Consider the following 23,945-nt stretch of genomic DNA (forward strand, 5'->3'; position numbering starts at 1 on the left):
TCGCCCACATGCACAACCTCGCCCTGACCGCGTGATCAGCACAGCCGTAAGCGGGCCCTGACCTGCAATCTCACGGCCTTCTGCAACGCGCTTTAGGGGGTGTTGCGAAAGTCCCGCACAGCACCCGCGGCGCCCGGCACGCACCCTCGCCGCACCGGCTAAAGGCCCAAGTAGCTCCGCTACGAGGGCCTTCGTCCGGCACGCCGAGGGCACGCACCGGCTGTGACACCAGCCGCTGCCGCGGCGGACGCGGGCACCGCACGGGACTGTCGAAACACCCCCTAGTGGTGGAAGCCGGTGGCCGCACCCTTGTCCTGCGTCAGGGGACGCGGCTGCCGGCGCAGCTCCGGCAGCAGCAGGCCCAGGTCCTCCACGAACAGATCGGCGAGGTCCTCGGAGAAGCCGTTGCGGCAGACGACCCGCAGGACGGACAGGTCCTCGCGGTTCGCCGGGAAGGTGTACGCAGGGACCAGCCAGCCCTTCTCGCGCAGCCGCCGGGAGACGTCGAAGACGTCGTAGGCCGTCACCTCCGGCCGGGTCGTGAACGCGAACACCGGGAGCTCGTCGCCCCGGGTCAGCAGCTGGAAGTCGCCGAAATCCGCGACGCGGTCGGCGATCCTCAGGGCGACGTCCCGGGTGGTCTGCTGCACGGCCCGGTAGCCCTCGCGGCCGAGGCGCAGGAAGGTGTAGTACTGCGCGACCACCTGGGCGCCCGGCCGGGAGAAGTTGAGCGCGAAGGTCGGCATGTCGCCGCCCAGGTAGTTGACGCGGAAGACGAGCTCCTCGGGCAGGGACGCCCGGTCGCGCCACAGCGCCCAGCCGACCCCGGGGTAGACGAGCCCGTACTTGTGCCCCGAGGTGTTGACGGAGACCACCCTCGGCAGCCGGAAGTCCCAGACCAGGTCCTCGTCCAGGAAAGGCGCCACCATCGCGCCGGACGCGCCGTCGACGTGCACCGGGACGTCGAGTCCGGTGCGCTCCTGAAGTGCGTCGAGGGCGGAGCACAGCTCGGCGACCGGCTCGTAGGAGCCGTCGAAGGTGGAGCCGAGGACGCCGACGACGCCGATGGTGTTCTCGTCGCACAGCGCGGCCGCCGCCTGCGGATCGAGATGGAAGCGGTCGCCCTCCATGGGGACCTGCCGGGCCTCCACCTCCCAGAAGTTGCAGAACTTGTCCCAGCAGACCTGGACGTTGACGCCCATGACCAGATTGGGGCGGACGTCGTGCGCGGGATAGCGGTCGGCGTTACGCTGCGCCCAGCGCCGCTTGAGCGCCATCCCGGCGAGCATGCACGCCTCGCTCGACCCGGTCGTCGAACACCCCACGGCCGCCGCCGGGTCGGGCGCGTTCCACAGGTCGGCGAGCATCGCCACGCAGCGCCGCTCCAACTCGGCGGTGCGCGGGTACTCGTCCTTGTCGATCATGTTCTTGTCCCGGCACTCACCCATCAGAACCCCGGCCTGCGGCTCCATCCAGGTGGTGACGAAGGTGGCCAGGTTCAGCCGGGAGTTGCCGTCCAGCATCAGCTCGTCGTGGACGAGCTGGTACGCCGTCGAGGGCGACATGGGGGCGTCCGGCAGCCGGTGCTTGGGCGGGGCCTGAGTCATGCCACCGACCGGATTCGCCTCCCCGTAGAAGGGGTTGACGGACAGCGGGCGCTCGTCGGGCCCCTGGGGGCCTTTGTGCAGCGGCATGGGCTCTCTCCTGAGTCTCCTGAGGGGATCGGGTCAGCGGACCGGGGTTCCGTCGTCGCGCAACTGCATCTGGGGGCGTCCCGTCACCAGCAGCCAGGCCGGCAGCGAGGCCATGCACAGCAGGGCGATGATCGCCGGCGAGGCCACCAGCACGGCCGCCGTGAACAGGCTCACCCAGCCCTGCCGGGTGATGGCGAGGAGCACGCCCAGCACGCCCGAGGCGACACCGACGGCGGGATGGACGGCGGGCACCAGGGCGTGGGCGCACAGCCCGAGGGCGGCGCCCACGAACACGGCCGGGAAGATCCGCCCGCCGCGGAAGCCGCAGGACGCGGCGACGAGCAGCGCTGCCAGCTTCACGACCGTCATCGTCGCGAACTGACCGGCCGACCAGCCGTCGGGGTCGGCCGCGATCTCCCCGACCTCGTCCAGCCCCTTGAAGAGCGTCAGATGGCCGCCCAGCGCGCCGAGCAGGCCCAGCACCAGCCCGCCGACCGGCAGCGCCACCATGGGATGCCCCAGCCGCGCGAACGCGCCGTGGACGTACGGGAAGGCACGGACGGCGGCCATGCCGAGCAGCGCGGCGACGGACGCGATCACCAGCGACGCGAGCAGATCGCCCCAGCCGGGCCGCCCGAAGGCGGGGAGGTGCAGATCGAACGTCGGATGCGCCACCAGGGTGGTCGTCAGCGAACCCGCGGCGGCGGCGACGAGCGGCGCGAAGACGTTGTCCCACAGCGCCCCCTTCAGCTGCCGCCCGGCCAGGGCCTCGGACAGGAGCAGCGCCGCCGCCACCGGAGTGCCGAACAGGGCGCCGATCGTCGCCGCCTCCGCCAGAGCCACCCACAGGCCGCCCGGCGCCCGGGGGAGCAGCCGCCGGCCCAGCCAGAAGGCGAGACCCACGTTCACGGCGATGATCGGGTTCTCCGGGCCGAGACTCGGTCCGCCCGCGAGCATCAGCGCGGTCGCCAGCAGCAGCCCCGGCAGCACGGCGAGCGGCAGCACCGGAGCGTCCAGGCCGCTCGTGGCCGGGTCGGGTCCGGCGTGCCCCGGCACCTTCCACACGACCAGGCCGACGGCCACGCCGGTGGCGGTGAGCACGACGAGCATCCACAGCACGGAGTACCGGCCCACCCCCAGCGCGTCGGGCAGGTTCCGCCACAGAACGTCCTGGAGCTCCTCGGCCGCGGACTCCACCCCGAGAAGGAGCAGACTCGCCGCCACGCCCACCACGAGAGCGGGGAGGATCAACGGCAGCAGTGCCCGGGCCGGGGTTGCCGGGGCGGGTAACGGCTGCACGGTGTCCTGGGCCACGGGCTCACGATAAACGGGCAAAACGGGCGCGACATCCGGAGGGAAACCGGGCTTGCACCTCACGCCACGTGAGGGCCCACCGTGGAGTGCGTAAGACGAAGGGAGCGGAAGTGAGCTACTCCGTGGGACAGGTCGCCGGCTTCGCCGCGGTGACGGTGCGCACCCTGCACCACTACGACGACATCGGCCTGCTCGTACCCGGCGAGCGCAGCCACGCGGGCCACCGGCGCTACAACGACGCCGACCTCGACCGGCTTCAGCAGATCCTGTTCTACCGCGAGCTCGGCTTCCCGCTCGAGGAGGTCGCCGCCCTGCTCGACGACCCGGCCGCGGACCCGCGCGTACACCTGCGCCGGCAGCACGAGCTGCTGACCGCCCGGATCGAGAAGCTGCGAAAGATGGCGGCGGCCGTGGAGCACGCCATGGAGGCACGCAAGATGGGGATCGATCTGACGCCGGAGGAGCGGTTCGAGGTGTTCGGGGACAAGGACCCCGAGCAGTACGCCGAGGAGGCGGAGCAGCGCTGGGGAGGTACGGAGGCGTACGCCGAGTCACAGCGCCGCGCCGCCACCTACACCAAGGAGGACTGGAAACGCATTCAGGCCGAGGTCGACGACTGGGGCCGGCGGTACGCGGCCCTCGTGGCGGCAGGCGAGCCGCCGTCCGGCGAGGCGGCCATGGACCTCGCCGAGGAACACAGGCAGCACATCAGCAGGACCTACTTCGAGGTCCCCTACGAGATGCACCGGTGCTTCGGCGAGATGTACGTCTCCGACGAGCGCTTCAAGGCGTTCTACGACTCCATGCACCCGGGTCTCGCGGAGCACTTGAAGGAAGCGATCCGCACGAACGCCGACCGCCACACCGCATGAGGATCTGGCCCGGGAGCCCGTACGGTTCACTCCCGGGCCAGGACCACCGCCGTCCCGTAGGCGCACACCTCGGTGCCCACGTCGGCCGCCTCCGTCACGTCGAAGCGGAAGGCCAGCACGCCGTTCGCGCCACGCGCGCGTGCCTGCTGGACGAGCCGCTCCATGGCCTGGTTGCGGGTCTCCACGAGCGTCTTGGTGAGCCCCTTGAGCTCACCGCCGACCAGTGACTTCAGACCGGCGCCGATCTGGCTGCCCACGTGCCGGGAGCGCACGGTCAGCCCGAAGACCTCGCCGATGACTTCTGTGACGCGGTGGCCGGGGACGTCGTTGGTGGTCACCACCAGAACGTCTGGCTGGGGTCCCTGTCCGCCGCCGAACTCTTCGATGCCCATGAATCACAGCTTTGACCCAGCGGAGGCACAGTGCATCCTGAGGGGGTCCATGGAACCTGGGCGGCCAGTGCAGCGTTGATAATTTGAGCAGCCAGCTTCAGCCCGCCGCCCCCTCCCCGCAGGAGCCACAATCCCGTGACCACGCTTGCGCTCGGCCCCGAGTGGCTCAGCCCGGACTATCTGATCGAGACGTTCAGCCTCCCTGGCATCCTGCTGATCGTCTTCGCCGAGTCCGGCCTCTTCGCCTTCCTGCCCGGGGACTCCCTGCTGTTCACGGCGGGCCTTTTCGTGGCGCAGGGGCAGTACATCAGCCAGCCGCTGTGGCTGGTCTGCACCCTCATCGTCCTGGCCGCCGTCATCGGCGACCAGGTCGGGTACATGATCGGCAAGTTCTTCGGCCCGAAGCTCTTCAACCGCCCGGGCTCCAAGCTCTTCAAACAGGAGAACCTGGAGAAGGCGCACGAGTTCATGGAGAAGTACGGCCCCAAGGCGATCGTCCTCGCCCGCTTCGTGCCGATCGTGCGCACCTTCGCCCCCATCGTGGCGGGCGCCGGCCGCATGAAGTACGCCACGTTCCTCACGTACAACGTCATCGGCGGTATCGCCTGGGGCACCGGCGTCACCCTTGCGGGCTACTGGCTCGGTCAGATCAAGTTCATCAACAAGAACGTCGAGGCGATCCTCGTCCTGATCGTCTTCGTCTCCGTGGTCCCGATCATCATCGAGTACCTGCGCGAGCGCGCCAAGAAGAAGCGCGCGGCGGCCGAGACCCCCGCCCCGGCTCCGGCTCAGCAGCAGCACATGAGGATGGACGACGCGACGACCCAGCTCCGCCGCATCCCGTCCGACGACCAGCCCCAGCCTCAGCCCCAGCAGCAGTACGGCAACCAGGGCCACCAGGGCGGCCAGCAGCAGTACGGCTACGACCAGCAGTACTACGACCAGCAGCCCCAGCAGCAGCCGTACGCCCAGCAGTACCCGCAGGGTTACGGCCAGCAGCAGTACGGTGACCAGCAGCAGTACGGCAATCAGCAGTACCCCCCGAACCAGGGTTACTGAAACGCCCTTGGGGGCGCGGGGAACTGCGCGACAAGCCACGAACAATCCGCAGCCGCCGTCCCGCAGAAGGACCCGAGCCAGCCGGCACCGGCGTCAGAACCCCCGCGTCCTCTTGGCGGCCCGCCGCTTCTCCGGCGACCCGATCCGCAGGAACATCCGCGAGATCTCAGCCCCGAGGTTCACCCCGATGGCGATGGCCATGGCCAGCGAAGCCGCCGTGGCCAACGACACCAGCCCCTTGTTCACATGGTTCTGAGCGATCGCCAGCAGCCCGAAGTACGTGGCGGAACCCGGCAACAGGGGCCCGATCGCCGCAGTCGTGTACGGCAACGCCGACGCGAACCGGTACCGCGCCATCAACTGCCCGAACAAGCCCACGAGCCCGGCGGCGACGGCGGTGGAGGCCACCGGCGAGAACTCGCCAGCGTAGTACATCGCGCCGTACACCACCCATGCCACACCCCCGTTGAGGGTCACGGCGAGCACGGTGGACCGGTCCTGCTGGAGCAGCACCGCGAAGGTCAGCGACAGCAGCATCGACGCGGCGATCTGCCAGTACGGCCGGTCGGAGGCCTGCAGCGCCTCGTCCGGGGTGAGCTTGGCACCCAGGTTCACGCCGAAGTACAGGATCACCAGCACACCGACGACGATGCCGACGAAGAAGTACGTGACCTCCAGCAGCCGCGCCGCCGCGGTGATGTAGAAGCCCGTCAGCCCGTCCTGCACGCCCGCGACCAGCGCCCGCCCGGGCAGCAGCGCGAACAGCCCACCGGTGATGACCGCGGACGCCTTCACATCGACGTGCGCCAGCGTCAGCGCCACCCCTATCGCGGCCGGCGGCATGGCGGCCACCGTGAACTGGTAGAACTCCGGCAGCCCGCGCCCCGCGCACAGCCACGCCAGCCGGTCGCCGAGCATCGCGCCCAGCGCCGCCGCGACGAACACGATCAGATCACCGCCGACCAGCACGGAGGCCGCTCCCGCGAGCAGCCCGCTCGCCGAGGTCAGCACCCAGGTCGGATACGGGTGACGGTTGCGGCGGATCTCCGCGAGCCGCCCGTAGGCCTCCTCCAGGGAGATGTGGCTCTCCGGGTCGCTGAGGTCGTCGACGAGCTGGTACACGGCGGCCAGACGCGTGTAGTCGGTGCCGCGCCGCCGCACCGTACGCGACGCCGTCACCGGATCGTCCACCAGCGACGGCTGGTACGAGATCGACAGCAGGGTGAAGGTGACGTTCGGCTCGCAGCGGTCCAGGCCGTAGGACCGGCAGACCGCGAACATCGCCGCCTCGACGTCCTCCGCGCCCTCGCCGCCGGCCAGCAGCAGCTCACCGATACGCAGGGTCAGGTCGAGCACGCGCGGGACGGCCGGACCCTCCTCCTCCACCCTGGGCATCCGCTCCGGTGCGGGCCGCTCGGCCACCGGCATGCGCAGCATCGTGCGCATCCGGTCCTGCCAGGGCAGGTCCTTGGTCAGGCTGATCCGCGGTATGCCGCCGGCGGGTGTGAAAGCGGACACGGCGTCCTCGACGCTGTAGCCGCGCGGCGTGCTGAACGCCGAGCCCTCGGGTTCCTGGACAGGCGGCTGCGGCACGTCCAGCCCCTGGGGAAGGGCGAACTCGGACGTGGTCTCCGACTCGCTGTCCCCCACCTCGACCCCGACGGGCGGGGTGAAGGCCATCCTCGCCTCGTCCGACTGCGGCTTGCGGTCCTCCGCGTCCGTCACGTGCGTAGCACTCCCTGTAAGACACCTCCTGCAGCACTCAGTATGCGCACAAACAGTCGAGAAGGGGTGGCGCGCAGCGCCTCGTTGAGGGGCGGTGGCCGGGCGACGGGCGGGCGGGCTGCACGCGCACGCGTGCAGCCCGTTCACATGGCTGAGAGCCGATGGTGACTCAACCGGTGGCTCAGTGGCCGCCCTGGTCCTTGAAGCGCTTGTACGACCGCTCGATCTCGGCCTCGGCGTCGGTGCGGCCCACCCAGTCGGCACCCTCGACGGACTTGCCGGGCTCCAGGTCCTTGTAGACCTCGAAGAAGTGCTGGATCTCCAGGCGGTCGAACTCGGAGACGTGGTGGATGTCACGCAGGTGCTCCTGGCGCGGGTCCGTCGCCGGGACGCACAGCAGCTTGTCGTCGCCGCCGGCCTCGTCCGTCATCCGGAACATGCCGATCGCCCGGCACTTGATGAGGCAGCCCGGGAAGGTCGGCTCGTCCAGGATGACCAGCGCGTCCAGCGGGTCGCCGTCCTCGCCGAGGGTGTTCTCGACGAAGCCGTAGTCGGTCGGGTAGGCGGTCGAGGTGAAGAGTCGACGGTCCAGGCGGATCCGACCGGTCTCGTGGTCCACCTCGTACTTGTTCCGCGAACCCTTCGGAATCTCGATCGTGACGTCGAACTCCACCGGTGGCTCCTCCATGATCAGCACATAGTTCTGGTGGTTAAGTGTCCCTCACGCAGGTGTGTGATCGCGAAAGGGGCTGGTGGTCGTGCCAGAGCTGAGGCCGTGGCGAGCCGCGAGACCGCATGTGACGCGGGTCGCGGGCGTCGTACGACCCCGTCTGGCACGGGTCGCGGGCGCCGTACGGCCACGTCTCGCACGCGCCGCGACGGCCGCGAAACCGCAGGTCGTACGGCTCGCGCGAGCCGCTTCCCCGCAGGTCGCGCGGATCACGAAGCCGAAGACCTGGCAGTACACCGCCGGCGCCGCCACCGCCGGACTGGCGCTGGCCGCCGGAGTGGTGACCGCCGCCGGCCCCTGGGACTCCACCGGTCAGCGTACGGCCGAGCGGGACTGGGCGGCCGCCCAGGAGCGCACGGGTGGCGCAGATCACGGCCGTGATGCCGATACGTCCGATACGGCCGCCGAGGGGCCCCGGCCCGCCCCCAGCGCGGCCTCCGTCCTCCCCGGCCTGGGCGGCGGTGTCGGCACCGTGCAGGCCGCACCGGACGGCAAGGCCCTCGCCGGTCTCCTGGGTCCGCTCCTGGACGCCCCGGAGCTCGGCGCCCACAGCACGGCGGCGATCGTCGACGTGGCCACCGGCAGGCGTCTCTACGGCGAGGGCGCGTCCGAGCCCCTCACCCCCGCCTCGACGACGAAGATCGCCACCGCCGCGGCCGCCCTCACCGCGCTGGGCCCCGACCACCGCCTCACCACCCGCACGGCCCTGGAGCCCGACACCAGGGAACTGGTCCTGGTCGGCGGCGGCGACCCCACACTGACGGCGCACAAGGACGCCGACGGCTGGGCGAGCCTGCGCGAGCTGGCCGACCGGACGGCCAAGGCGCTGAAGAAGCGGGACGTACGCGAGGTCACCCTCTCGTACGACAAGACGCTCTACGCCGGCCCCGAACTGCACCCCATCGGGCAGAACCCCAACCTCGCCCCGGTCAGCGCCCTCATGGTCGACGAGGCCCGCACGAACGACTCCACCAGCGGGCCGGTGAAGCGGACGGAGGACCCGGCGAAGGACGCGGCGACGCAGTTCGCGGCCCTTCTCGCGGAGCGCGGCGTCAAGACCACCGCGCCGGGCCCGTCCAAGGCGACGAACCGGGCCGAATCGCTCGCCGAGGTCACCTCGCCGCCGCTGTCCTCCGTGGTCGAGCGCATGCTCACCAACAGCGACAACGACATCGCCGAGCACCTCGCCCGGCAGACCGCCGTGGCGAGCGGCGCCCGCGCCGACTTCGACGGCGCGGGCGAGGCGATCGGGGATCGGCTGAAGAAGCTCGGGCTGCCGGTGACGGGCGTCGACTTCAAGGACGGCAGCGGCCTCGACCGCGACGACAAACTCACGGCGGATCTGCTCACGGCCCTCCTGGCCAAGGCCGCCGACCCCAGCCACCCCGAACTCCGCCCGGTTCTGACCGGCCTCCCCGTGGCCGGCTTCACCGGCACCCTGAGCAGCCGCTACACCGATGGCGCGGCCGGCGTCGTCCGGGCGAAGACGGGCACCCTGAACGGCGTGAACTCCCTGGCCGGCACGGTCGTGGACCAGGACGGCCGCCTGCTCGCCTTCGCGTTCCTGTCGACGGGCGGGAACACGGAGACGGCCCGGGCGGCGCTGGACCGCACGGCGACGGCGCTGGCGTCGTGCGGCTGCGGCTAGCCGCACGGCCGGCCCGGCCCGGGGCGCCGGGCACCCTCCGAGCGCACGTCGCTCCGCCCACCCCCACGGCCTGCCCCAAGTGGGAACGCTCACGTACGGTTGACACATGACGAGCATCGGTGGTGCCGAGATGGTCGACTGGAATCTCGCGGTGGCGACCGCGACCCGGCTCGTACGGCCGGGCCCCGAGGTGAGCCGCGACGAGGCCAGGGCCGTCGTCGCCGAGCTGCGCCGACATGCCAAGGCCTCGGAGGAACACGTCCGGGGCTTCACCCGGATGGGCACGGAGGACATCCACGACACCCCCGTCCTCGTCGTCGACCGCCCCGGCTGGGTGCGGGCGAACGTCGCGGGGTTCCGCCAGATCCTCAAGCCACTGCTCGAAAAGATGCAGGAGCGCCGCAGCAGCAGCACCGGCGGCGCGGTCCTCGGCGCCGTCGGCGGCAAGGTCACCGGCGTCGAACTCGGGATGCTGCTCTCCTTCCTGGCCTCCCGCGTCCTCGGCCAGTACGAGACGTTCGCCCCGGCCACCCGCGAACTCCCGGCGGGGGAGAACGGCGGCGGCCGACTGCTCCTCGTCGCCCCGAACATCGTGCATGTGGAGCGCGAACTCGACGTACAGCCCCACGACTTCCGCCTGTGGGTGTGCCTGCACGAGGAGACGCACCGCACGCAGTTCAGCGCCGTGCCCTGGCTGCGGGACCACCTGGAGGGTGAAATCCAGTCTTTCTTGGGGGAGACCGACGTCGACCCCATGACCGTCCTCGAACGTATCCGCGAGGCCGCGCAGTCCCTCGCCGGCGGCCGGCCCGAGGCCGAGGAGGACGACGGCGGACGGTCGTTCGTGGAGCTGGTGCAGACGCCGGCCCAGCGGGAGATCCTCGGGCGCCTCACCGCCGTGATGTCCCTCCTGGAGGGCCACGCGGACTTCGTGATGGACGGGGTGGGGCCCCAGGTCGTGCCGACCGTCGCGGAGATCCGGGAGAAGTTCCAGCAGCGGCGCGCCAAGGGCGCCTCCCGACTGGACATGGCCCTGCGCAAACTGCTGGGTCTCGATGCCAAACTCAGGCAGTACCGCGACGGCGAACGCTTCGTACGGGCCGTCGTGGACCAGGTCGGCATGGACGGCTTCAACCGCGTGTGGACGTCCCCCAACACCCTCCCCACCAAGGCGGAGATCGCCAAACCCGCGGACTGGATCGGGCGGGTGCACCGCAAGGCGGAGTCGTGAATCACGCGCCGAGGCGTGCAGATCATACGAAGGTCGTGAACCGAATCCGGCCGACGGCAGGCGAACGCCCCTGCAATCACCCGTCCGAGGGACCGTGAGCCATGGGTAGGCGTGCAATGCTCGGGGAACGGCCCGGTTCTGTCACCATCTACACACTCTGAGTGACCGAACTCGGGCTCACCCCCCGACAATTTCATGAAGGGAACCGGACATGGGTCCCCATCCTGCGGTCGCGGCGATACGCCTGGCGGTCCGCCGCGTCCTCCACGACATCCTCACCGAACACAGTCCCGCCGACGCCCTCGCGCCCGGCCGCTCACGCGCGACCTCGTACGGGATCGCGCACGTGACACCGTCCGTGGCGCTGCTGCCCGTGCCCTCGACCGGCGGCACGCCCGCCGCGTACGACACGGCCGTCGAACCGTCGTACGAGCTCCCCGGCGCACTCCCGCAGGACTCCCCGCGCACCACCGAGCACGAGCGACCCCCCTCCCCGCTCGTGCTCGTGGCGTGCTCCGGCGGCGCCGACTCCATGGCCCTCGCCTCCGCCCTCGCCTTCGAGGCCCCCAAGCTCGGCATCCGCGCCGGTGGCATCACCGTCGACCACGGTCTACAGCCCGGCTCCGACCTGCGCGCCGAGGAAGTCGTCCTGCGCATGCGCGAACTCGGCCTCGAACCGGTCGAGTCCGTCGCCGTGACCGTCGGCCGTGCGGGCGGCCCCGAGGCCGCCGCCCGCGACGCCCGTTACGCCGCCCTCGACGACGCGGCCGCCCGGCACGGCGCCGTCGCCGTCCTGCTCGGCCACACCCGCGACGACCAGGCCGAGACCGTCCTGCTCGGACTCGCCCGCGGCTCCGGCATCCGCTCCCTGTCCGGAATGGCCGCGGTCTCGGGGGCCGACGGCCGTTACCGCCGCCCCTTCCTCGGGCTCGACCGGCAGACCGCCCGCAAGGCCTGCATGGTCCAGGCGCTCCCGGTCTGGGACGACCCCCACAACGCCGATCCCGCGTACACGCGCTCGCGCCTGCGCCAAGAGGGCCTGCCCGCCCTGGAGAAGGCACTCGGCAAGGGCGTCGTCGAGGCCCTCGCCCGTACGGCCCAGCTCTCCCGCGACGATGCCGACGCGCTCGACGCCTGGGCCCGCCAGGCCGAGGCCGCCGTACGCGACGCGGCCGGCCTTCTGGAGTGCGCCAAGCTCTATGCGCTGCCGCCCGCCGTACGCCGCCGGATCCTGCGCCGCGCGGCCATCGAGGCCGGTGCGCCCGCCGGTGCGCTGTTCGCCCGCCACATCGAGGAAGTCGACCGCCTGATCACCGGCTGGCGCGGCCAGGGAGCCATCAATCTCCCCGGCAAAGTCGTCGCCCAGCGTCAGGGTGGCAGACTGGTGATTCGGCAAGGCTGAAAACCGGACCTCCCACCGGCCCCCGAGCGGGGACGCGGGAGCGGCCGGACCGGCCGGTGGGACGACCGAAAGTGATGCGGGTGGACGCGAACGACATGGGTGCCGACCTCCAACAGGTGCTCATCACCAAGGAAGAGATCGACGCGAAGCTGGCCGAGCTGGCCGCGAAGATCGACGCGGAGTACGCGGGCAAGGACCTGCTCATCGTCGGTGTCCTCAAGGGCGCGGTGATGGTGATGGCGGACCTCGCCCGGGCGCTGTCCACCCCCCTCACCATGGACTGGATGGCCGTGTCGTCGTACGGCGCGGGCACCCAGTCCTCCGGGGTCGTGCGGATCCTCAAGGACCTCGACACCGACATCAAGGGCAGGCACGTCCTGATCGTCGAGGACATCATCGACTCCGGCCTGACCCTGTCCTGGCTGATCTCCAACCTCGGCTCGCGCGAGCCCGCCTCCCTCAAGGTGTGCACCCTGCTGCGCAAGCCCGAGGCCGCGAAGGTCGCCATCGACGTGGAGTGGGTGGGCTTCGACATCCCCAACGAGTTCGTCGTGGGCTACGGCCTCGACTACGCCGAGAAGTACCGCAACCTCCCGTTCGTCGGTACGCTCGCGCCCCACGTCTACGGGGGCTGAGTCCGCCGGTCCGGGGAACCGGACCCGAAGGGCCCAAGCGCCGTACGAAGATCGGGAACCCCGGCGGGCCTCGCGCCGTTGGAGCATGCAGACGGGCTTGCCAGCCCTCCCGTGCGGCTTCGGTCGCCGAAGCTGGGGTACCGTCAGAAGAACTGTCTTATCAAACTCACTATGGCAGGAGGGACGGGGCGACATCGCTCCGTATGGATGGACGTGAAGCGATACTTCCGTGGGCCGGTCATGTGGATCGTGCTGGCCGTCCTTGCCGTGGTCGTGTTGATGCAGGTCGTCGGCTCGTCCGGCGGCTACAAGACGGTTGACACCGGCCAGGTCGTTCAGGCGATCAATGAGAACAAGGTCGAGTCGGTCAAGCTGACCACTGGCGACGAACAGATCGTCAAGGCGCAGCTCAAGGACGGCGTAAAGGTCGAGGGCGCCACCAAGATCCAGGCGAGCTACATCGGCGACCAAGGCGTGGACATCGCCAACACGCTGCAGAACAAGTACCAGCAGAAGCAGATCCCCGACGGCTACACGGTCTCGCCGTCCAAGCAGAACCCGTTCGTCGGCATCCTGCTCTCCCTGCTGCCCTTCGTCCTCATCGTGGTCGTCTTCCTGTTCCTGATGAATCAGATGCAGGGCGGCGGCTCCCGAGTCATGAACTTCGGGAAGTCCAAGGCGAAGCTCATCACCAAGGACACCCCGAAGACGACGTTCTCGGACGTCGCCGGCTCGGACGAGGCCGTCGAGGAACTCCACGAGATCAAGGAGTTCCTCCAGGAACCGGCGAAGTTCCAGGCCGTGGGCGCCAAGATCCCCAAGGGCGTACTGCTCTACGGGCCTCCTGGTACCGGCAAGACGCTCCTCGCGCGCGCCGTCGCCGGCGAGGCGGGCGTCCCCTTCTACTCGATCTCCGGTTCCGACTTCGTCGAGATGTTCGTCGGTGTCGGTGCCTCCCGAGTCCGTGACCTGTTCGAGCAGGCCAAGGCGAACGCCCCGGCGATCGTCTTCGTCGACGAGATCGACGCGGTCGGCCGCCACCGCGGCGCCGGCCTCGGCGGTGGTCACGACGAGCGCGAGCAGACGCTGAACCAGCTGCTCGTCGAGATGGACGGCTTCGACGTCAAGGGCGGCGTGATCCTCATCGCCGCGACGAACCGGCCCGACATCCTCGACCCGGCACTGCTGCGCCCCGGCCGCTTCGACCGCCAGATCGCGGTGGACCGCCCGGACATGCAGGGCCGTCTGGAGATCCTCAAGGTCCACCAGAAGGGCAAGCCGGTCGCTCCGGACGTCGACCTGTCGGCGGTCGCCCGCCGCACTCCGGGCTTCACCGGCGCGGACCTGAGCAACGTCCTCAACGAGGCCGCGCTGCTCACGGCTCGCTCGGACCGGAAGCTCATCGACAACCAGATGCTGGACGAGGCGATCGACCGCGTCGTGGCGGGCCCGCAGAAGCGGACCCGGATCATGTCGGACAAGGAGAAGAAGATCACCGCGTACCACGAGGGCGGACACGCCCTGGTCGCGGCGGCTTCCCCGAACTCCGACCCGGTCCACAAGATCACGATCCTGTCGAGAGGCCGTGCCCTCGGCTACACGATGGTGCTGCCGGAGGAGGACAAGTACTCCACGACGCGCAACGAGATGCTGGACCAGCTGGCCTACATGCTGGGCGGCCGCGCGGCCGAGGAGCTCGTCTTCCACGACCCGACCACGGGCGCTGCGAACGACATCGAGAAGGCCACCACCACGGCCCGCGCGATGGTCACGCAGTACGGCATGACCGAGCGTCTGGGCGCGATCAAGTTCGGCGGCGACAACACCGAGCCGTTCCTCGGCCGTGAGATGGCTCACCAGCGCGACTACTCGGAAGAGGTCGCCGCGCTGGTGGACGAGGAAGTCAAGAAGCTCATCGAGAACGCGCACAACGAGGCCTGGGAGATCCTGGTCGAGAACCGCGACGTCCTCGACAACCTGGTGCTGCAGCTGCTGGAGAGGGAGACGCTGGGCAAGGAGGAGATCGCCGAGATCTTCGCCCCGATCGTCAAGCGTCCGCCGCGTCCGGCCTGGACCGGCTCCTCCCGTCGCACGCCGTCCACCCGTCCGCCGGTGCTCTCCCCGAAGGAGCTCGCACTGACGAACGGCGCCAACGGCGCGACTCCGGCGATCAGCACCGCCAAGTCGACTCTGACGGAGCCCGCCCCGGCGGTCGAGCCGGCCCCCGAGGAGCGTCCCGAGAGCTGACGCACGGACCCCGGTGACCCCACCGGGCCCGGAATGGATGCCGCGCCCCCCAGGTTTTAGCCTGGGGGGCGCGGCATTTCCCATGCCCGCAGTTCAGACGTGTGACCCACACGCGCCACCCGCGATGGAACGAGGCACCACATGACCGACCCCGTGACACTGGACGGCGAGGGCCGTGTCGGCGAGTTCGACGAGAAGCGCGCAGAGAACGCCGTACGCGAACTGCTGATCGCCGTCGGGGAGGATCCGGATCGCGAGGGGCTCCGGGAGACGCCGGGGCGGGTGGCGCGGGCCTACCAGGAGATCTTCGCGGGGTTGTGGCAGAAGCCCGAGGACGTGCTGACGACGACGTTCGACATCGGGCACGACGAGATGGTGCTGGTGAAGGACATCGAGGTGTACTCGACCTGTGAGCATCATCTGGTGCCGTTCCGGGGCGTCGCTCACGTCGGATACATTCCGGCCACGTCAGGCAAGATCACCGGGCTGTCCAAGCTGGCCCGGTTGGTGGATGTCTACGCCCGGCGGCCGCAGGTGCAGGAACGTCTCACTACGCAGATCGCGGACTCCCTGATGGAGATCCTGGAGCCGCGGGGCGTGATCGTCGTCGTGGAGTGCGAGCACATGTGCATGTCGATGCGCGGCATCCGCAAGCCGGGCGCGAAGACCATAACGTCGGCGGTGCGCGGTCAGCTGCGGGACGCGGCGACGCGCAACGAGGCGATGAGTCTGATCATGGCTCACTGATTGGCGGGTGCGGTGAGACGCGGGCGCGGGGCGCTGATCCTGCCCCAGGCCCACACCAAGCCCACTCCAGGCCCGCCTCAGCCTTGCCTCGGGTGGAAGCTTCAGACGGTCGGCGCAGTCCCCGCGCCGTTGTGCTCGTCGTCCTCCGGGAGCTTGCAGACGCGCTCCAGGAAGATGGCCGCCGCTATCACGCCGATGCCTGCCAGGACGGAGAAGCCGGCGTAGATCGCCTGGTCGCGGCGGGCGGGGATGTCGAGGGACTCCAGGAGGAAGACGCCCGTGCCGCCGTACATGCCGGCGACGAGGGCGGCGACCAGGGCGCTGGCGTGACCGAAGACGACCGCGCGGGCGGCCATCATGGGGTCGACGCCCTTGGCCTCGGGGCGGCGCTCGCGCTGCGCCTTGAGACGGGCGCGGATCGACAGTGCCGTGGCCAGCAGGACCACGGCGATGACCGCCAGGACGATGGGGGCGGCCAAGGGGACGCTGGGCAGGGTCCCGACGGAGTTCCACAGGCGGGCGCCCGCCCAGGACAGGACGCCTGCGACGACGAACACGCCGGCCAGCATCCTGATGCGCAGCTCTCTCACGGTGTCCCTTCAGCTCCCCCGAGTGCCCACGGAGTGTGGGTCGTCTTGACCTTAACGACTATTCGGGCAGCTGGAGTTCCAGGTCCTGGCGCGGTGCGATGCCGTCGCGGGTGACGGTGCCGAGAAGGTCGGCGACCGCGCCGCGGCCGGGCAGTTGGGCCTCGGGCTCCAGGTCGTGCCAGGGGGCGAGGACGAAGGCCCGTTCGTGGGCGCGCGGGTGGGGGAGCGTGAGGACCGGGTCGTCGGAGACGACATCGGCATAGGCGACGATGTCGACATCGAGGGTGCGCGCGCCCCAACGCTCGTCCCGTACGCGGTGGAAGGCCTCCTCGACCGCGTGCGCCCGCTCCAGGAGGGAGGACGGGGGGAGGGTGGTCTTGAGGACCACGATCGCGTTGAAGTAGGAGGGCTGGCTTCCCGGCTCCACGCCCCACGGCTCCGTCTCGTACACCGGGGAGACGCCCTTGACGCGGACGCCCGGGGTGTCCTCCAGGGCGTCGATGGCACCTTGCAGGGTCTCCAGGCGGTTGCCCAGGTTGGAGCCGAGGGAGATCACGGCACGTTTCGGGTTGCTGAGGGTGGTGTCGGCGGCGTCCACCTGCTCGACGACGGAGGCGGGTACCGGCTGTACGGTCGGGTCGCTGTGACCCTCGGTGAAGGACGCGGTCATACTCGGCTCCGGGTGATGGTGACGGTCACGTCGTCGAAGGGGACCGTGATCGGCGCGTTCGGCTTGTGGACGCGGACCTCGACCTCCTGGACCCCTTCGTGCTTCAGACAGGCCTGGGCGATGCGCTCGGCGAGCGTCTCGATGAGGTTGACCGGCTCGCCCTCCACGACGGCCACGACCTCCTCCGCCACGACGCCGTAGTGCACGGTCTTGGTCAGGTCGTCGTCGGCGGCGGCCGGTCGGGTGTCCAGGCCCAGGACGAGGTCCACGACGAAGGTCTGGCCCTCCTCGCGCTCCTCGGGGAACACGCCGTGGTACCCGCGGGCCTTCAGGCCGCTCAGCGCGACACGATCCACGCGAATCACTCCTGCAATCGTCGGTGACGGCCGGTCGATGCCGTGTGCGGGCGGCACACCGGCCTCGAACGAATCTACCTGCGGGCACTGACAGGGCCGGGCCACGGGGCGTGGGTCCGGGCCGGGGCCAGGAGGATTCATCGCGTGTTTCCCCTGGGGAACCCGGCGGCTCATGGGTTGGTAGCGGCGCCTACCCGGGGAGGCGTGATTCCAACCACTCATTGGTCCCGGAGGGGCTCTCTCAGGACTCTTGCGGGTGGATTCGGATGGTTCGGGTGCTCCAGTCGGCGTTCCGTGACGGTCCCTGCTGGTCGCCTACCCACTCAAGAGGGGGTGTCGTCCCCTTCTGCCTCGTCGGTCTCGGCCAGAACCGGCGATGCGTGGTGCGACCAGAGCTTCCAGCCGTCGGGTGTGCGCCGGAACACGTTCGTGGCGACCACGAGCTGGCCCACGAGCGGGCCGAGCTCGTCGGCGCCGTCGGGGGCGGGACCGCCGCTGAGGATGTTCTCGGTGCAGGTCACCAGTGCCGTGTCGCCCGTGACGGAGACATGCACGTCGGTGAGGAAGAACTGGATGTAGTCGGTGTTCGCCATGATCAGCGCGTACGACCGGAGGACCTCACCGCGTCCGGTGAGCACCGGCCAGCCCGGGTGCACGCAGGAGATCACGCCGGTGTCGGCCGGGTCGTGGTACGTCTCGTCGACGCCCAGGTCGGACGGGGTGAGCCAGAGCGAGGACAGCTCCTCGAAGTCGCCGCGCTCCATCGCCTCGTAGAAGGCGGTGTTGGCGGCCTCCACCTGCTCGACATCGGTGTGGGGGGCGCTCACCGGGTGCCTTCCGCGGTATCCGCGCCGGGGGTGTTCCCGGGAGTGTGCGCTCCCTCGATGGCGCGTGCGACGCGCACGGCGTCCGCCGTGGCGCGCACCTCGTGCACGCGCACCGCCCACGCGCCGGCCTGCGCGGCGAGCGCCGAGACGGCGGCCGTGGCGGCGTCGCGCTCGCGGGCGGGCGGCGGGGCGCCCTGCGGGCCGGCGAGGACACGGCCGAGGAAGCGCTTGCGGGAAGCGGCGACGAGCAGGGGATGGCCGAGGGTGAGAAGGCGGTCGAGGTGGGCGAGGAGGACGAGGTCGTGCTCGGCGTCCTTGGAGAAGCCGAGGCCGGGGTCGACGACTATGCGGTCGGGGGCGATGCCGCCGGCCAGCACGGCCTCCACGCGCGCGTGCAGTTCGTCGACGACTTCGGCGACGACGTCGCCGTAGGCACCCTTGACGTTCCCGCCCTCGAGGAAGCCGCGCCAGTGCATGACGACGAAGGGGGCGCCGGCGTCCGCGACGACCGGGATCATCGCGGGGTCGGCGAGGCCGCCGCTGACGTCGTTGACGAGGGCGGCGCCGGCGGCGAGGGCCTGCTCGGCGACGGAGGCGCGCATGGTGTCGACGGAGACCGTGACGCCCTCGGCGGCGAGGCCGCGCACCACGGGGACGACACGGCGCAGTTCCTCGTCCTCGTCGACCCGGGTGGCGCCGGGGCGGGTGGACTCGCCGCCGACGTCGACCAGGTCGGCGCCCTCCTCGACCAGGGCGAGGCCGTGCTTGACGGCGGACGTCGTGTCGAACCAGCGGCCGCCGTCGGAGAAGGAGTCGGGAGTGACGTTCACGACTCCCATGACCGCGCAGCGGTCCCACTGCGGAAGGCCGGTGACGCGCCCGCGTCCGCTCTGCTTGCTCATATGTTCAGCGTAGGCCCACGGAGGGGCCGCGACGTGCGGTGGCCCGAGCGGGAGCCTCCGGGACGGGGGCGGAGGGTGGGGGCCCGCTCGGGCCTGTCCTGGGCGGCCGCCTCACGCCGCGCGTACGTTGCGTTCCGCCGCCGCGTGGGGACACGGGCGCGGGGTGGTCGTACGGCGGCGCAGGAAGCGCGGCAGGGGCAGCGCGAGGTTGACGAAGCCTTCCGCCTGCATGGCGGCGAAGCCGAGGCGGGGCAGGTCGGCGGAGGCGCGGTAGACGACGAAGCGGGGTTCCCAGCGGGGGCGGAACTTGGCGTTGAACTTGTACAGGGACTCGATCTGGAACCAGCGGGAGAGGAAGACCAGCAGGCCCCGCCAGGCGCGCAGGACGGGCCCCGCGCCGATCTTCTCGCCGCGTGCCAGTGCCGAGCGGAACATGGCGAAGTTGAGGGACACGCGCGCGATGCCGAACTTCGGGGCGGCCTGGAGGGCGGCCACGATGAGCAGTTCGTTCATGCCGGGGTCGGCGGAGCGGTCGCGGCGCATCAGGTCCAGGGAGACCCCGTCGGTGCCCCAGGGCACGAAGTGGAGGATGGCCTTGAGGTCGCCGTACGGTCCCGGTTCCTCGTCCGCCTTGTGGGCGGTGGCGATGAGGCAGTCGCCGTCGGTGGGGTCGCCGATGCGGCCGAGCGCCATGGAGAAGCCGCGCTCGGTGTCGGTGCCGCGCCAGTCGTCGGCGGCGCGGCGGATGCGCTCCAGCTCGGTCTCGCCGAGGTCACGGACGCGCCGTACCCGGGTCTCGTAACCGGCGCGCTCGATGCGCTTGACCATCTGACGCACGTTGCGCATCGCGCGGCCGGTGAGGGAGAAATCCGGGACGTCCACCACCGCCTCGTCGCCCAGTTCGAGGGCGTCGAGGCCGGTCTCGCGGGTCCACACCTCGGCGCCGGTCTCCGAACAGCCCATGACGGCAGGGGTCCAGGAGTGGGCGCGGGCCTCGTCCATGAAGCGCTCGATGGCGCCGGGCCAGGCCTCGACGTCGCCGATGGGGTCGCCGCTGGCGAGCATCACGCCGGAGACGACGCGGTACGTCACCGCCGCCTTGCCGCTGGGGGAGAAGACGACGGCCTTGTCGCGGCGCAGCGCGAAGTGGCCGAGGGAGTCGCGGGCACCGTGCTTGACCAGCAGGGCGCGCAGGCGTACCTCGTCGTCCTCGGTGAGACGGGCGGCGGGGTGTTCGGGGCGCAGGGCGAGGTAGATCGTGGTGACCGCCGTGATCCAGCCGAGGGCGCCGAGGGAGAAGGCGACCGTCCAGGAGGTGTTGCCCTGGTAGTCGACGGGGCCCTCGAAGCCGAACAGGCCGTACAGGACGTGGGTGATGCGGTCGGCCAGGCTCGGGTCGCCGACCAGGGTGTTCGGGTGGGCGCTGACGATGACCAGGCCGAGGGCGAGGGAACCGGCGCCCATGAGGACGAAGTTGGCCAGCGCCCGCCACCGGCTGCGCGGGTCGGGCAGGGCCGCGAACTGGTCGCGGTGGCGCAGCAGGGGGGCCAGCAGCGCCAGCGAGATGAGGACGCCCACCACGGAGTGGCGGTACGTGAACTGCGCCACCGCGCCGACCGGCAGCAGGACGACGGCCGCTCGCCAGGCCCGCCGCTTGCCCCGCTTGAGGCCGTGGGCGAGCAGGAGCAGCAGCACGCCGGCGCTCAGTGACAGCGCGGCCGCGAACGGGCCCGTGGAGCCCGGCAGCACCTCGGCGATGGCGTGCATACGGCTGTGCCGGAAGCGCGGGAAGACGCCCGCGGCGATGTCCAGCAGGCCCACCAGGGCGCAGGCCCTGCCGACGAGGACCGGAACGGCCTCCGGGCGCGGGCCGCGGAGCAGATGCCGTACTCGGCCCGGCAGGTGCCGCGCCTGGCTTGATCGTTGGGGAACCCCACCCGACATTTCCACATCTGTCCTGACAGACATCGCATCCCATTAGTTCTGCGAGAGACCTTGGATCCGGTGCCGATTCGGGCATCCGGCGACATTGCGCCCTCTAGGACGGTGTCTTGAGGGGAGAGGTTCACTCAGCTTCCCAAAACCGTTTCAAAGGCCAAGGAAAGTCCGGGGCAAGCCCTTGCGAAGGAGCGGGGGAGGTAGCGCGGGGGAAGCGCGGACCGGGCGGAAAGCGCGGACAGGTAACCATCGATGGGTCTCACGAGCGACAAGATGCTGGCGTTGGCGGTACTGGCCGCCGTAGGGCTGTTCGTCGGCACGGTGTGGCTGTGGCCGCGGCTGGCGCGGCGCGGCTGGCGGGCCGTCGGCGGGCGCGTCGGCCTGCTGCTCTCCACACAGCTGCTGCTCTTCATGGCGGTCGGTCTCGCCGCCAACCAGGCCTTCGGGTTCTACGCGAGCTGGGCCGACCTGTTCGGGCAGGAGAAGGACCAGGGCGTGGTCGTGGACCACACGCCGGACGGCGGGCCGCTGAAGGTCGTCGACACCCGGCGGGTGCCGGGTGCGGCCGCCTCCCGGCCGCAGTGGGGCGGGCAGATCCAGAAGATCGCCGTCGTGGGCCGCAGGACACACATCGCCACACCCGCGTACGTGTATCTGCCGCCCGAGTATTTTCAGCCGGAGTACCGCACGCGTACGTTCCCGGCTGCGGTCGTTCTGACCGGATATCCGGGTACGGCCGAGGCGCTCGTGGACAAACTCGACTATCCGCGTACGGCCGCGAGACTTGTCGAGGAGGGCCGTATGCGGCCGATGATCCTCGTGATGATGCGGCCGACCGTGGCGCCGCCGCGGGACACGGAGTGCGTGGACATTCCCGGTGGCCCGCAGACCGAGACGTTCTTCGCCAAGGATCTGCCCGACGCGGTGAGCGGCCACTACAGGGTGCGCGGTGAGCGCGGCGGTTGGGGCATCATCGGGGACTCCACGGGCGGCTACTGCGCGCTCAAGCTCGCGCTGCACCATCCCCGGGTGTACGCCGCGGGGGCGGGGCTCTCCGCCTACTACAACGCGCCGGTCGACCCCACTACGGGCGATCTGTTCCAGGGGGACGAGGGACTGCGCGATCGCGCGAACCTGTGGTGGTACCTCAAGCACATGCCGGCTCCGGACACTTCACTGCTTGTCAGCAGCAGCAAAGTTGGAGAATCCAACTACAAGGCCACGTTGAAGTTCATTGAACGCGTGAAGGCCACGAAGCTGACGCGGATCTCGTCGATCATCCTCGAAAGCGGAGGACACAACTTCAACACCTGGCGGCGGGAGATTCCGGGGACGCTGGAGTGGATGAGCGGGCGGCTGGGCGGCAGGTGACCCGGCCCGCGACGACTTTGTGATCTTGGTTCTTGGTTATTCCGATGACGGATCTGATTCGTGATGCCGCGTGAACGGCTCGGGATGGCTGTGTTTTTACGGGGCGGGGCGCCAAGATTCGCCTACGCGCGGTAAGTTTCTGGCCATGCCACGTGGACGTCACCGTCATTCCCCGCCCTTGCACAGGCTGCTGCCCCCGTCGGCGATCGCAGGCGTCTCCGTCGTCTGCGCCCTTGCCCCGTGGGTGTTCACCGAGCCCGTGGTGCTGCGCGGCCTCGCCGCGGCCGCCGCGGCGACGGCGGTCGTCGGCGCGGTTGTCATGCGTCGCTGGGACACGCACGCGGGCAAGCGGGTCGCCGACCTCACGCGCGCGCGTGCGAGCGACGAGTGGCGGTACGAGGAGCGGGTCGCGGAGCTGGAGACCGACCTCGAGGAGTCGCGCGAGCTGCGCATGAAGCTGGAGCAGCGGCTGCGGGCCAAGCGGACCGAGCTCGCCGGACTGCGCAACGAGCATGCGGCGCTGCTGCGGAGGTACGCCACCGCGGAGACCGAGCGGGCGAGTGTCCTGGAGGAGCGCCGGGTTCTGGAGATAGAGGCGGCCACGCCCGCGCGCGCGTTGCCGCCGGTTCCGGTCGACGCCGCGGGTTCCGCTTCTGCTTCCGCTTCGGGAGTGGAGGAGACGGCCGAGGTCGCCGAGGAGAAGCCGGTGGCTGCCGCGGTCTTCTCCCCGGAGGGCTCCCGGCTGTTCCTGCGGGCCAAGGAGGCGCTGGCGCGGTTCGACGGCGACGAGGCCCCGGTGGCGGCCCCGGAGGCGGACGGCGCTGCGGAGGACGGCGAGCCCCTGGACGAACCGAGGGAGCCGAAGAGCTCGGAGACTTCGGAGGCCCCGAAGACCTCGGAGAGCTCGAAGACGTCGGAGAAGTCGAAGAGTGAGTTCCCGAAGGACGAGCCCCCGAAGAACGACCCGCCGAAGGGCGACCGTCCCTCCGACGACGGGTCCGTGAAGGCCGGTTCGGCCGCCGCCGAGGTCCGCGCCCCCGAGGCGGTCGGCACCGGCGCGTCCGAGACGGAACCCGCGCTGGAGGACGACGCGCGGGGGAAGCCCGAGGCGGTCGACGGGCACGAGCGCGCGGCCGCCATCACCCCGGCAGGCACGGCCGCCCCGGCAGCCCAGCCCGCCCTGCCTCCGGCCCAGCAGCAGGCGGGGCACTTCATCGCGCCGACCGCCGTGGCCGTCGTACCCGCGACGCCCGTACGGCGTCCGGCGATCCAGGGCGGCTTCGACTTCTTCGGCACGAAGCAGGGTGCCGCGCCCGCCGCGTTGGAGTCCGTCCAGAACGAGGACCTCGCGGACGTCGTGGGCCAGGAGGCCCTCGCCCTCCACAAGGCCGAGTCCGAGGCGGAGTTCAAGCCGGCGAACGAGGAGTCACGGGGCATCGGCCAGGTCATCGATCTGACGGCTCACGACGAGACGGAACAGATCGATGTGGCGGGGCTTCGCAGCGCCGTTTCCTGACGGCCCACGCCACTTCCGGATCGGCGGCGCGCCGCGCCGCCATGCCGCCCCGAGGCTGCCGTCTGGCCCGCCGTCCTGC

At 70.6% G+C, this 23,945-nt stretch carries 21 protein-coding genes; 10 read left to right on the plus strand and 11 right to left on the minus strand.

All coding sequences use genetic code 11. The annotated features are described in order from the left end of the window. Nucleotides 1–281: 281 nt before the first annotated feature. Entirely contained in the window at nucleotides 282–1,694 is a 1,413-nt protein-coding gene (locus ACFU95_RS34750; RefSeq protein ID WP_383836222.1) for a glutamate decarboxylase, read from the minus strand. A 33-nt stretch (nucleotides 1,695–1,727) separates the two neighbouring features. Then, nucleotides 1,728–3,008 carry an ion channel protein gene (locus tag ACFU95_RS34755; protein ID WP_383836225.1) on the minus strand — a complete coding sequence of 427 codons (1,281 nt, stop codon included), beginning with the start codon at nucleotides 3,006–3,008 and terminating at the stop codon, nucleotides 1,728–1,730. Between the two features lie 110 nt (nucleotides 3,009–3,118). On the opposite strand from ACFU95_RS34755, the gene ACFU95_RS34760 reads away from it, so the two are divergent. Then, nucleotides 3,119–3,880 (plus strand): MerR family transcriptional regulator, encoded by a 762-nt coding sequence (locus ACFU95_RS34760; RefSeq protein ID WP_383836228.1) that lies wholly within the window; start codon nucleotides 3,119–3,121, stop codon nucleotides 3,878–3,880. Between the two features lie 26 nt (nucleotides 3,881–3,906). On the opposite strand, the gene ACFU95_RS34765 is transcribed toward ACFU95_RS34760, so the two are convergent. After that, the gene (locus ACFU95_RS34765) at nucleotides 3,907–4,272 is read right to left on the minus strand and encodes a YbjQ family protein (RefSeq protein WP_383836231.1); all 366 of its coding nucleotides are present in this window, start codon (nucleotides 4,270–4,272) and stop codon (nucleotides 3,907–3,909) included. Nucleotides 4,273–4,407: 135 nt separating this feature from the next. Here ACFU95_RS34765 and ACFU95_RS34770 point away from each other — a divergent pair, with 135 nt between their 5' ends. Continuing rightward, on the plus strand, nucleotides 4,408–5,331 hold the full coding sequence (locus ACFU95_RS34770) for a DedA family protein (RefSeq protein ID WP_383836234.1): 924 nt from the start codon (nucleotides 4,408–4,410) through the stop codon (nucleotides 5,329–5,331). A gap of 93 nt (nucleotides 5,332–5,424) precedes the next feature. Here ACFU95_RS34770 and ACFU95_RS34775 read toward each other — a convergent pair whose 3' ends face one another. Together ACFU95_RS34775 and ACFU95_RS34780 are read right to left on the minus strand one after the other, a co-directional pair. After that, nucleotides 5,425–7,056, minus strand: a complete 1,632-nt coding sequence (locus ACFU95_RS34775) for a threonine/serine exporter ThrE family protein (RefSeq protein ID WP_383836237.1) — start codon at nucleotides 7,054–7,056, stop codon at nucleotides 5,425–5,427. Between the two features lie 181 nt (nucleotides 7,057–7,237). Continuing rightward, nucleotides 7,238–7,729, minus strand: a complete 492-nt coding sequence (locus ACFU95_RS34780) for an inorganic diphosphatase (RefSeq protein WP_164425123.1) — start codon at nucleotides 7,727–7,729, stop codon at nucleotides 7,238–7,240. Nucleotides 7,730–7,808: 79 nt separating this feature from the next. Here ACFU95_RS34780 and dacB point away from each other — a divergent pair, with 79 nt between their 5' ends. The 6 genes from dacB (at nucleotide 7,809) to folE (ending at nucleotide 15,696) form a co-directional block, all read left to right on the plus strand. Next, nucleotides 7,809–9,434, plus strand: a complete 1,626-nt coding sequence (gene dacB, locus ACFU95_RS34785; RefSeq protein ID WP_383836241.1) for a D-alanyl-D-alanine carboxypeptidase/D-alanyl-D-alanine-endopeptidase — start codon at nucleotides 7,809–7,811, stop codon at nucleotides 9,432–9,434. 106 nt (nucleotides 9,435–9,540) lie between these two features. Beyond that, the gene (locus ACFU95_RS34790) at nucleotides 9,541–10,665 is read left to right on the plus strand and encodes a zinc-dependent metalloprotease (RefSeq protein ID WP_383836244.1); all 1,125 of its coding nucleotides are present in this window, start codon (nucleotides 9,541–9,543) and stop codon (nucleotides 10,663–10,665) included. Nucleotides 10,666–10,876: 211 nt separating this feature from the next. Continuing rightward, nucleotides 10,877–12,067, plus strand: coding sequence for a tRNA lysidine(34) synthetase TilS (gene tilS / locus ACFU95_RS34795; protein ID WP_383836247.1), 1,191 nt, complete (start codon nucleotides 10,877–10,879; stop codon nucleotides 12,065–12,067). Between the two features lie 74 nt (nucleotides 12,068–12,141). Then, nucleotides 12,142–12,702, plus strand: coding sequence for a hypoxanthine phosphoribosyltransferase (gene hpt, locus ACFU95_RS34800; protein ID WP_383836410.1), 561 nt, complete (start codon nucleotides 12,142–12,144; stop codon nucleotides 12,700–12,702). 207 nt (nucleotides 12,703–12,909) lie between these two features. Next, nucleotides 12,910–14,949, plus strand: a complete 2,040-nt coding sequence (ftsH, locus tag ACFU95_RS34805; RefSeq protein WP_383836250.1) for an ATP-dependent zinc metalloprotease FtsH — start codon at nucleotides 12,910–12,912, stop codon at nucleotides 14,947–14,949. A gap of 141 nt (nucleotides 14,950–15,090) precedes the next feature. Then, entirely contained in the window at nucleotides 15,091–15,696 is a 606-nt protein-coding gene (gene folE / locus ACFU95_RS34810) for a GTP cyclohydrolase I FolE (RefSeq protein ID WP_383836252.1), read from the plus strand. Nucleotides 15,697–15,797: 101 nt separating this feature from the next. Here folE and ACFU95_RS34815 read toward each other — a convergent pair whose 3' ends face one another. The 6 genes from ACFU95_RS34815 to ACFU95_RS34840 all read right to left on the minus strand — a co-directional run bounded on the left by ACFU95_RS34815 (nucleotide 15,798) and on the right by ACFU95_RS34840 (nucleotide 20,985). Further along, nucleotides 15,798–16,286, minus strand: coding sequence for a DUF3180 domain-containing protein (locus ACFU95_RS34815; RefSeq protein WP_383836255.1), 489 nt, complete (start codon nucleotides 16,284–16,286; stop codon nucleotides 15,798–15,800). Between the two features lie 58 nt (nucleotides 16,287–16,344). After that, nucleotides 16,345–16,956 (minus strand): 2-amino-4-hydroxy-6-hydroxymethyldihydropteridine diphosphokinase, encoded by a 612-nt coding sequence (gene folK, locus ACFU95_RS34820; protein ID WP_383836258.1) that lies wholly within the window; start codon nucleotides 16,954–16,956, stop codon nucleotides 16,345–16,347. Further along, nucleotides 16,953–17,312, minus strand: coding sequence for a dihydroneopterin aldolase (gene folB / locus ACFU95_RS34825; protein WP_062723372.1), 360 nt, complete (start codon nucleotides 17,310–17,312; stop codon nucleotides 16,953–16,955). Before folB ends, folK begins: the two co-directional genes overlap by 4 nt. Nucleotides 17,313–17,635: 323 nt before the next feature. Then, nucleotides 17,636–18,139, minus strand: coding sequence for a nuclear transport factor 2 family protein (locus ACFU95_RS34830; protein ID WP_383836262.1), 504 nt, complete (start codon nucleotides 18,137–18,139; stop codon nucleotides 17,636–17,638). Continuing rightward, nucleotides 18,136–19,041, minus strand: coding sequence for a dihydropteroate synthase (folP, locus tag ACFU95_RS34835; protein WP_383836264.1), 906 nt, complete (start codon nucleotides 19,039–19,041; stop codon nucleotides 18,136–18,138). The genes ACFU95_RS34830 and folP overlap by 4 nt, the downstream gene beginning before the upstream one ends. 111 nt (nucleotides 19,042–19,152) lie before the next feature. Then, nucleotides 19,153–20,985: a phosphatidylglycerol lysyltransferase domain-containing protein gene (locus ACFU95_RS34840; RefSeq protein ID WP_383836267.1), complete on the minus strand. Its 1,833-nt coding sequence runs from the start codon at nucleotides 20,983–20,985 to the stop codon at nucleotides 19,153–19,155. A 246-nt stretch (nucleotides 20,986–21,231) separates the two neighbouring features. On the opposite strand from ACFU95_RS34840, the gene ACFU95_RS34845 reads away from it, so the two are divergent. Continuing rightward, a complete protein-coding gene (locus ACFU95_RS34845; RefSeq protein ID WP_383836270.1) occupies nucleotides 21,232–22,350 on the plus strand; it encodes an alpha/beta hydrolase in 1,119 nt (372 codons plus the stop codon). 145 nt (nucleotides 22,351–22,495) lie between these two features. Next, complete coding sequence (locus ACFU95_RS34850) at nucleotides 22,496–23,866, plus strand: hypothetical protein (RefSeq protein ID WP_383836273.1); 1,371 nt, start codon at nucleotides 22,496–22,498, stop codon at nucleotides 23,864–23,866. Nucleotides 23,867–23,945: the final 79 nt, after the last annotated feature.

It is taken from the genome of Streptomyces sp. NPDC057623, from assembly GCF_042800355.1.
GTDB lineage: Bacteria > Actinomycetota > Actinomycetes > Streptomycetales > Streptomycetaceae > Streptomyces.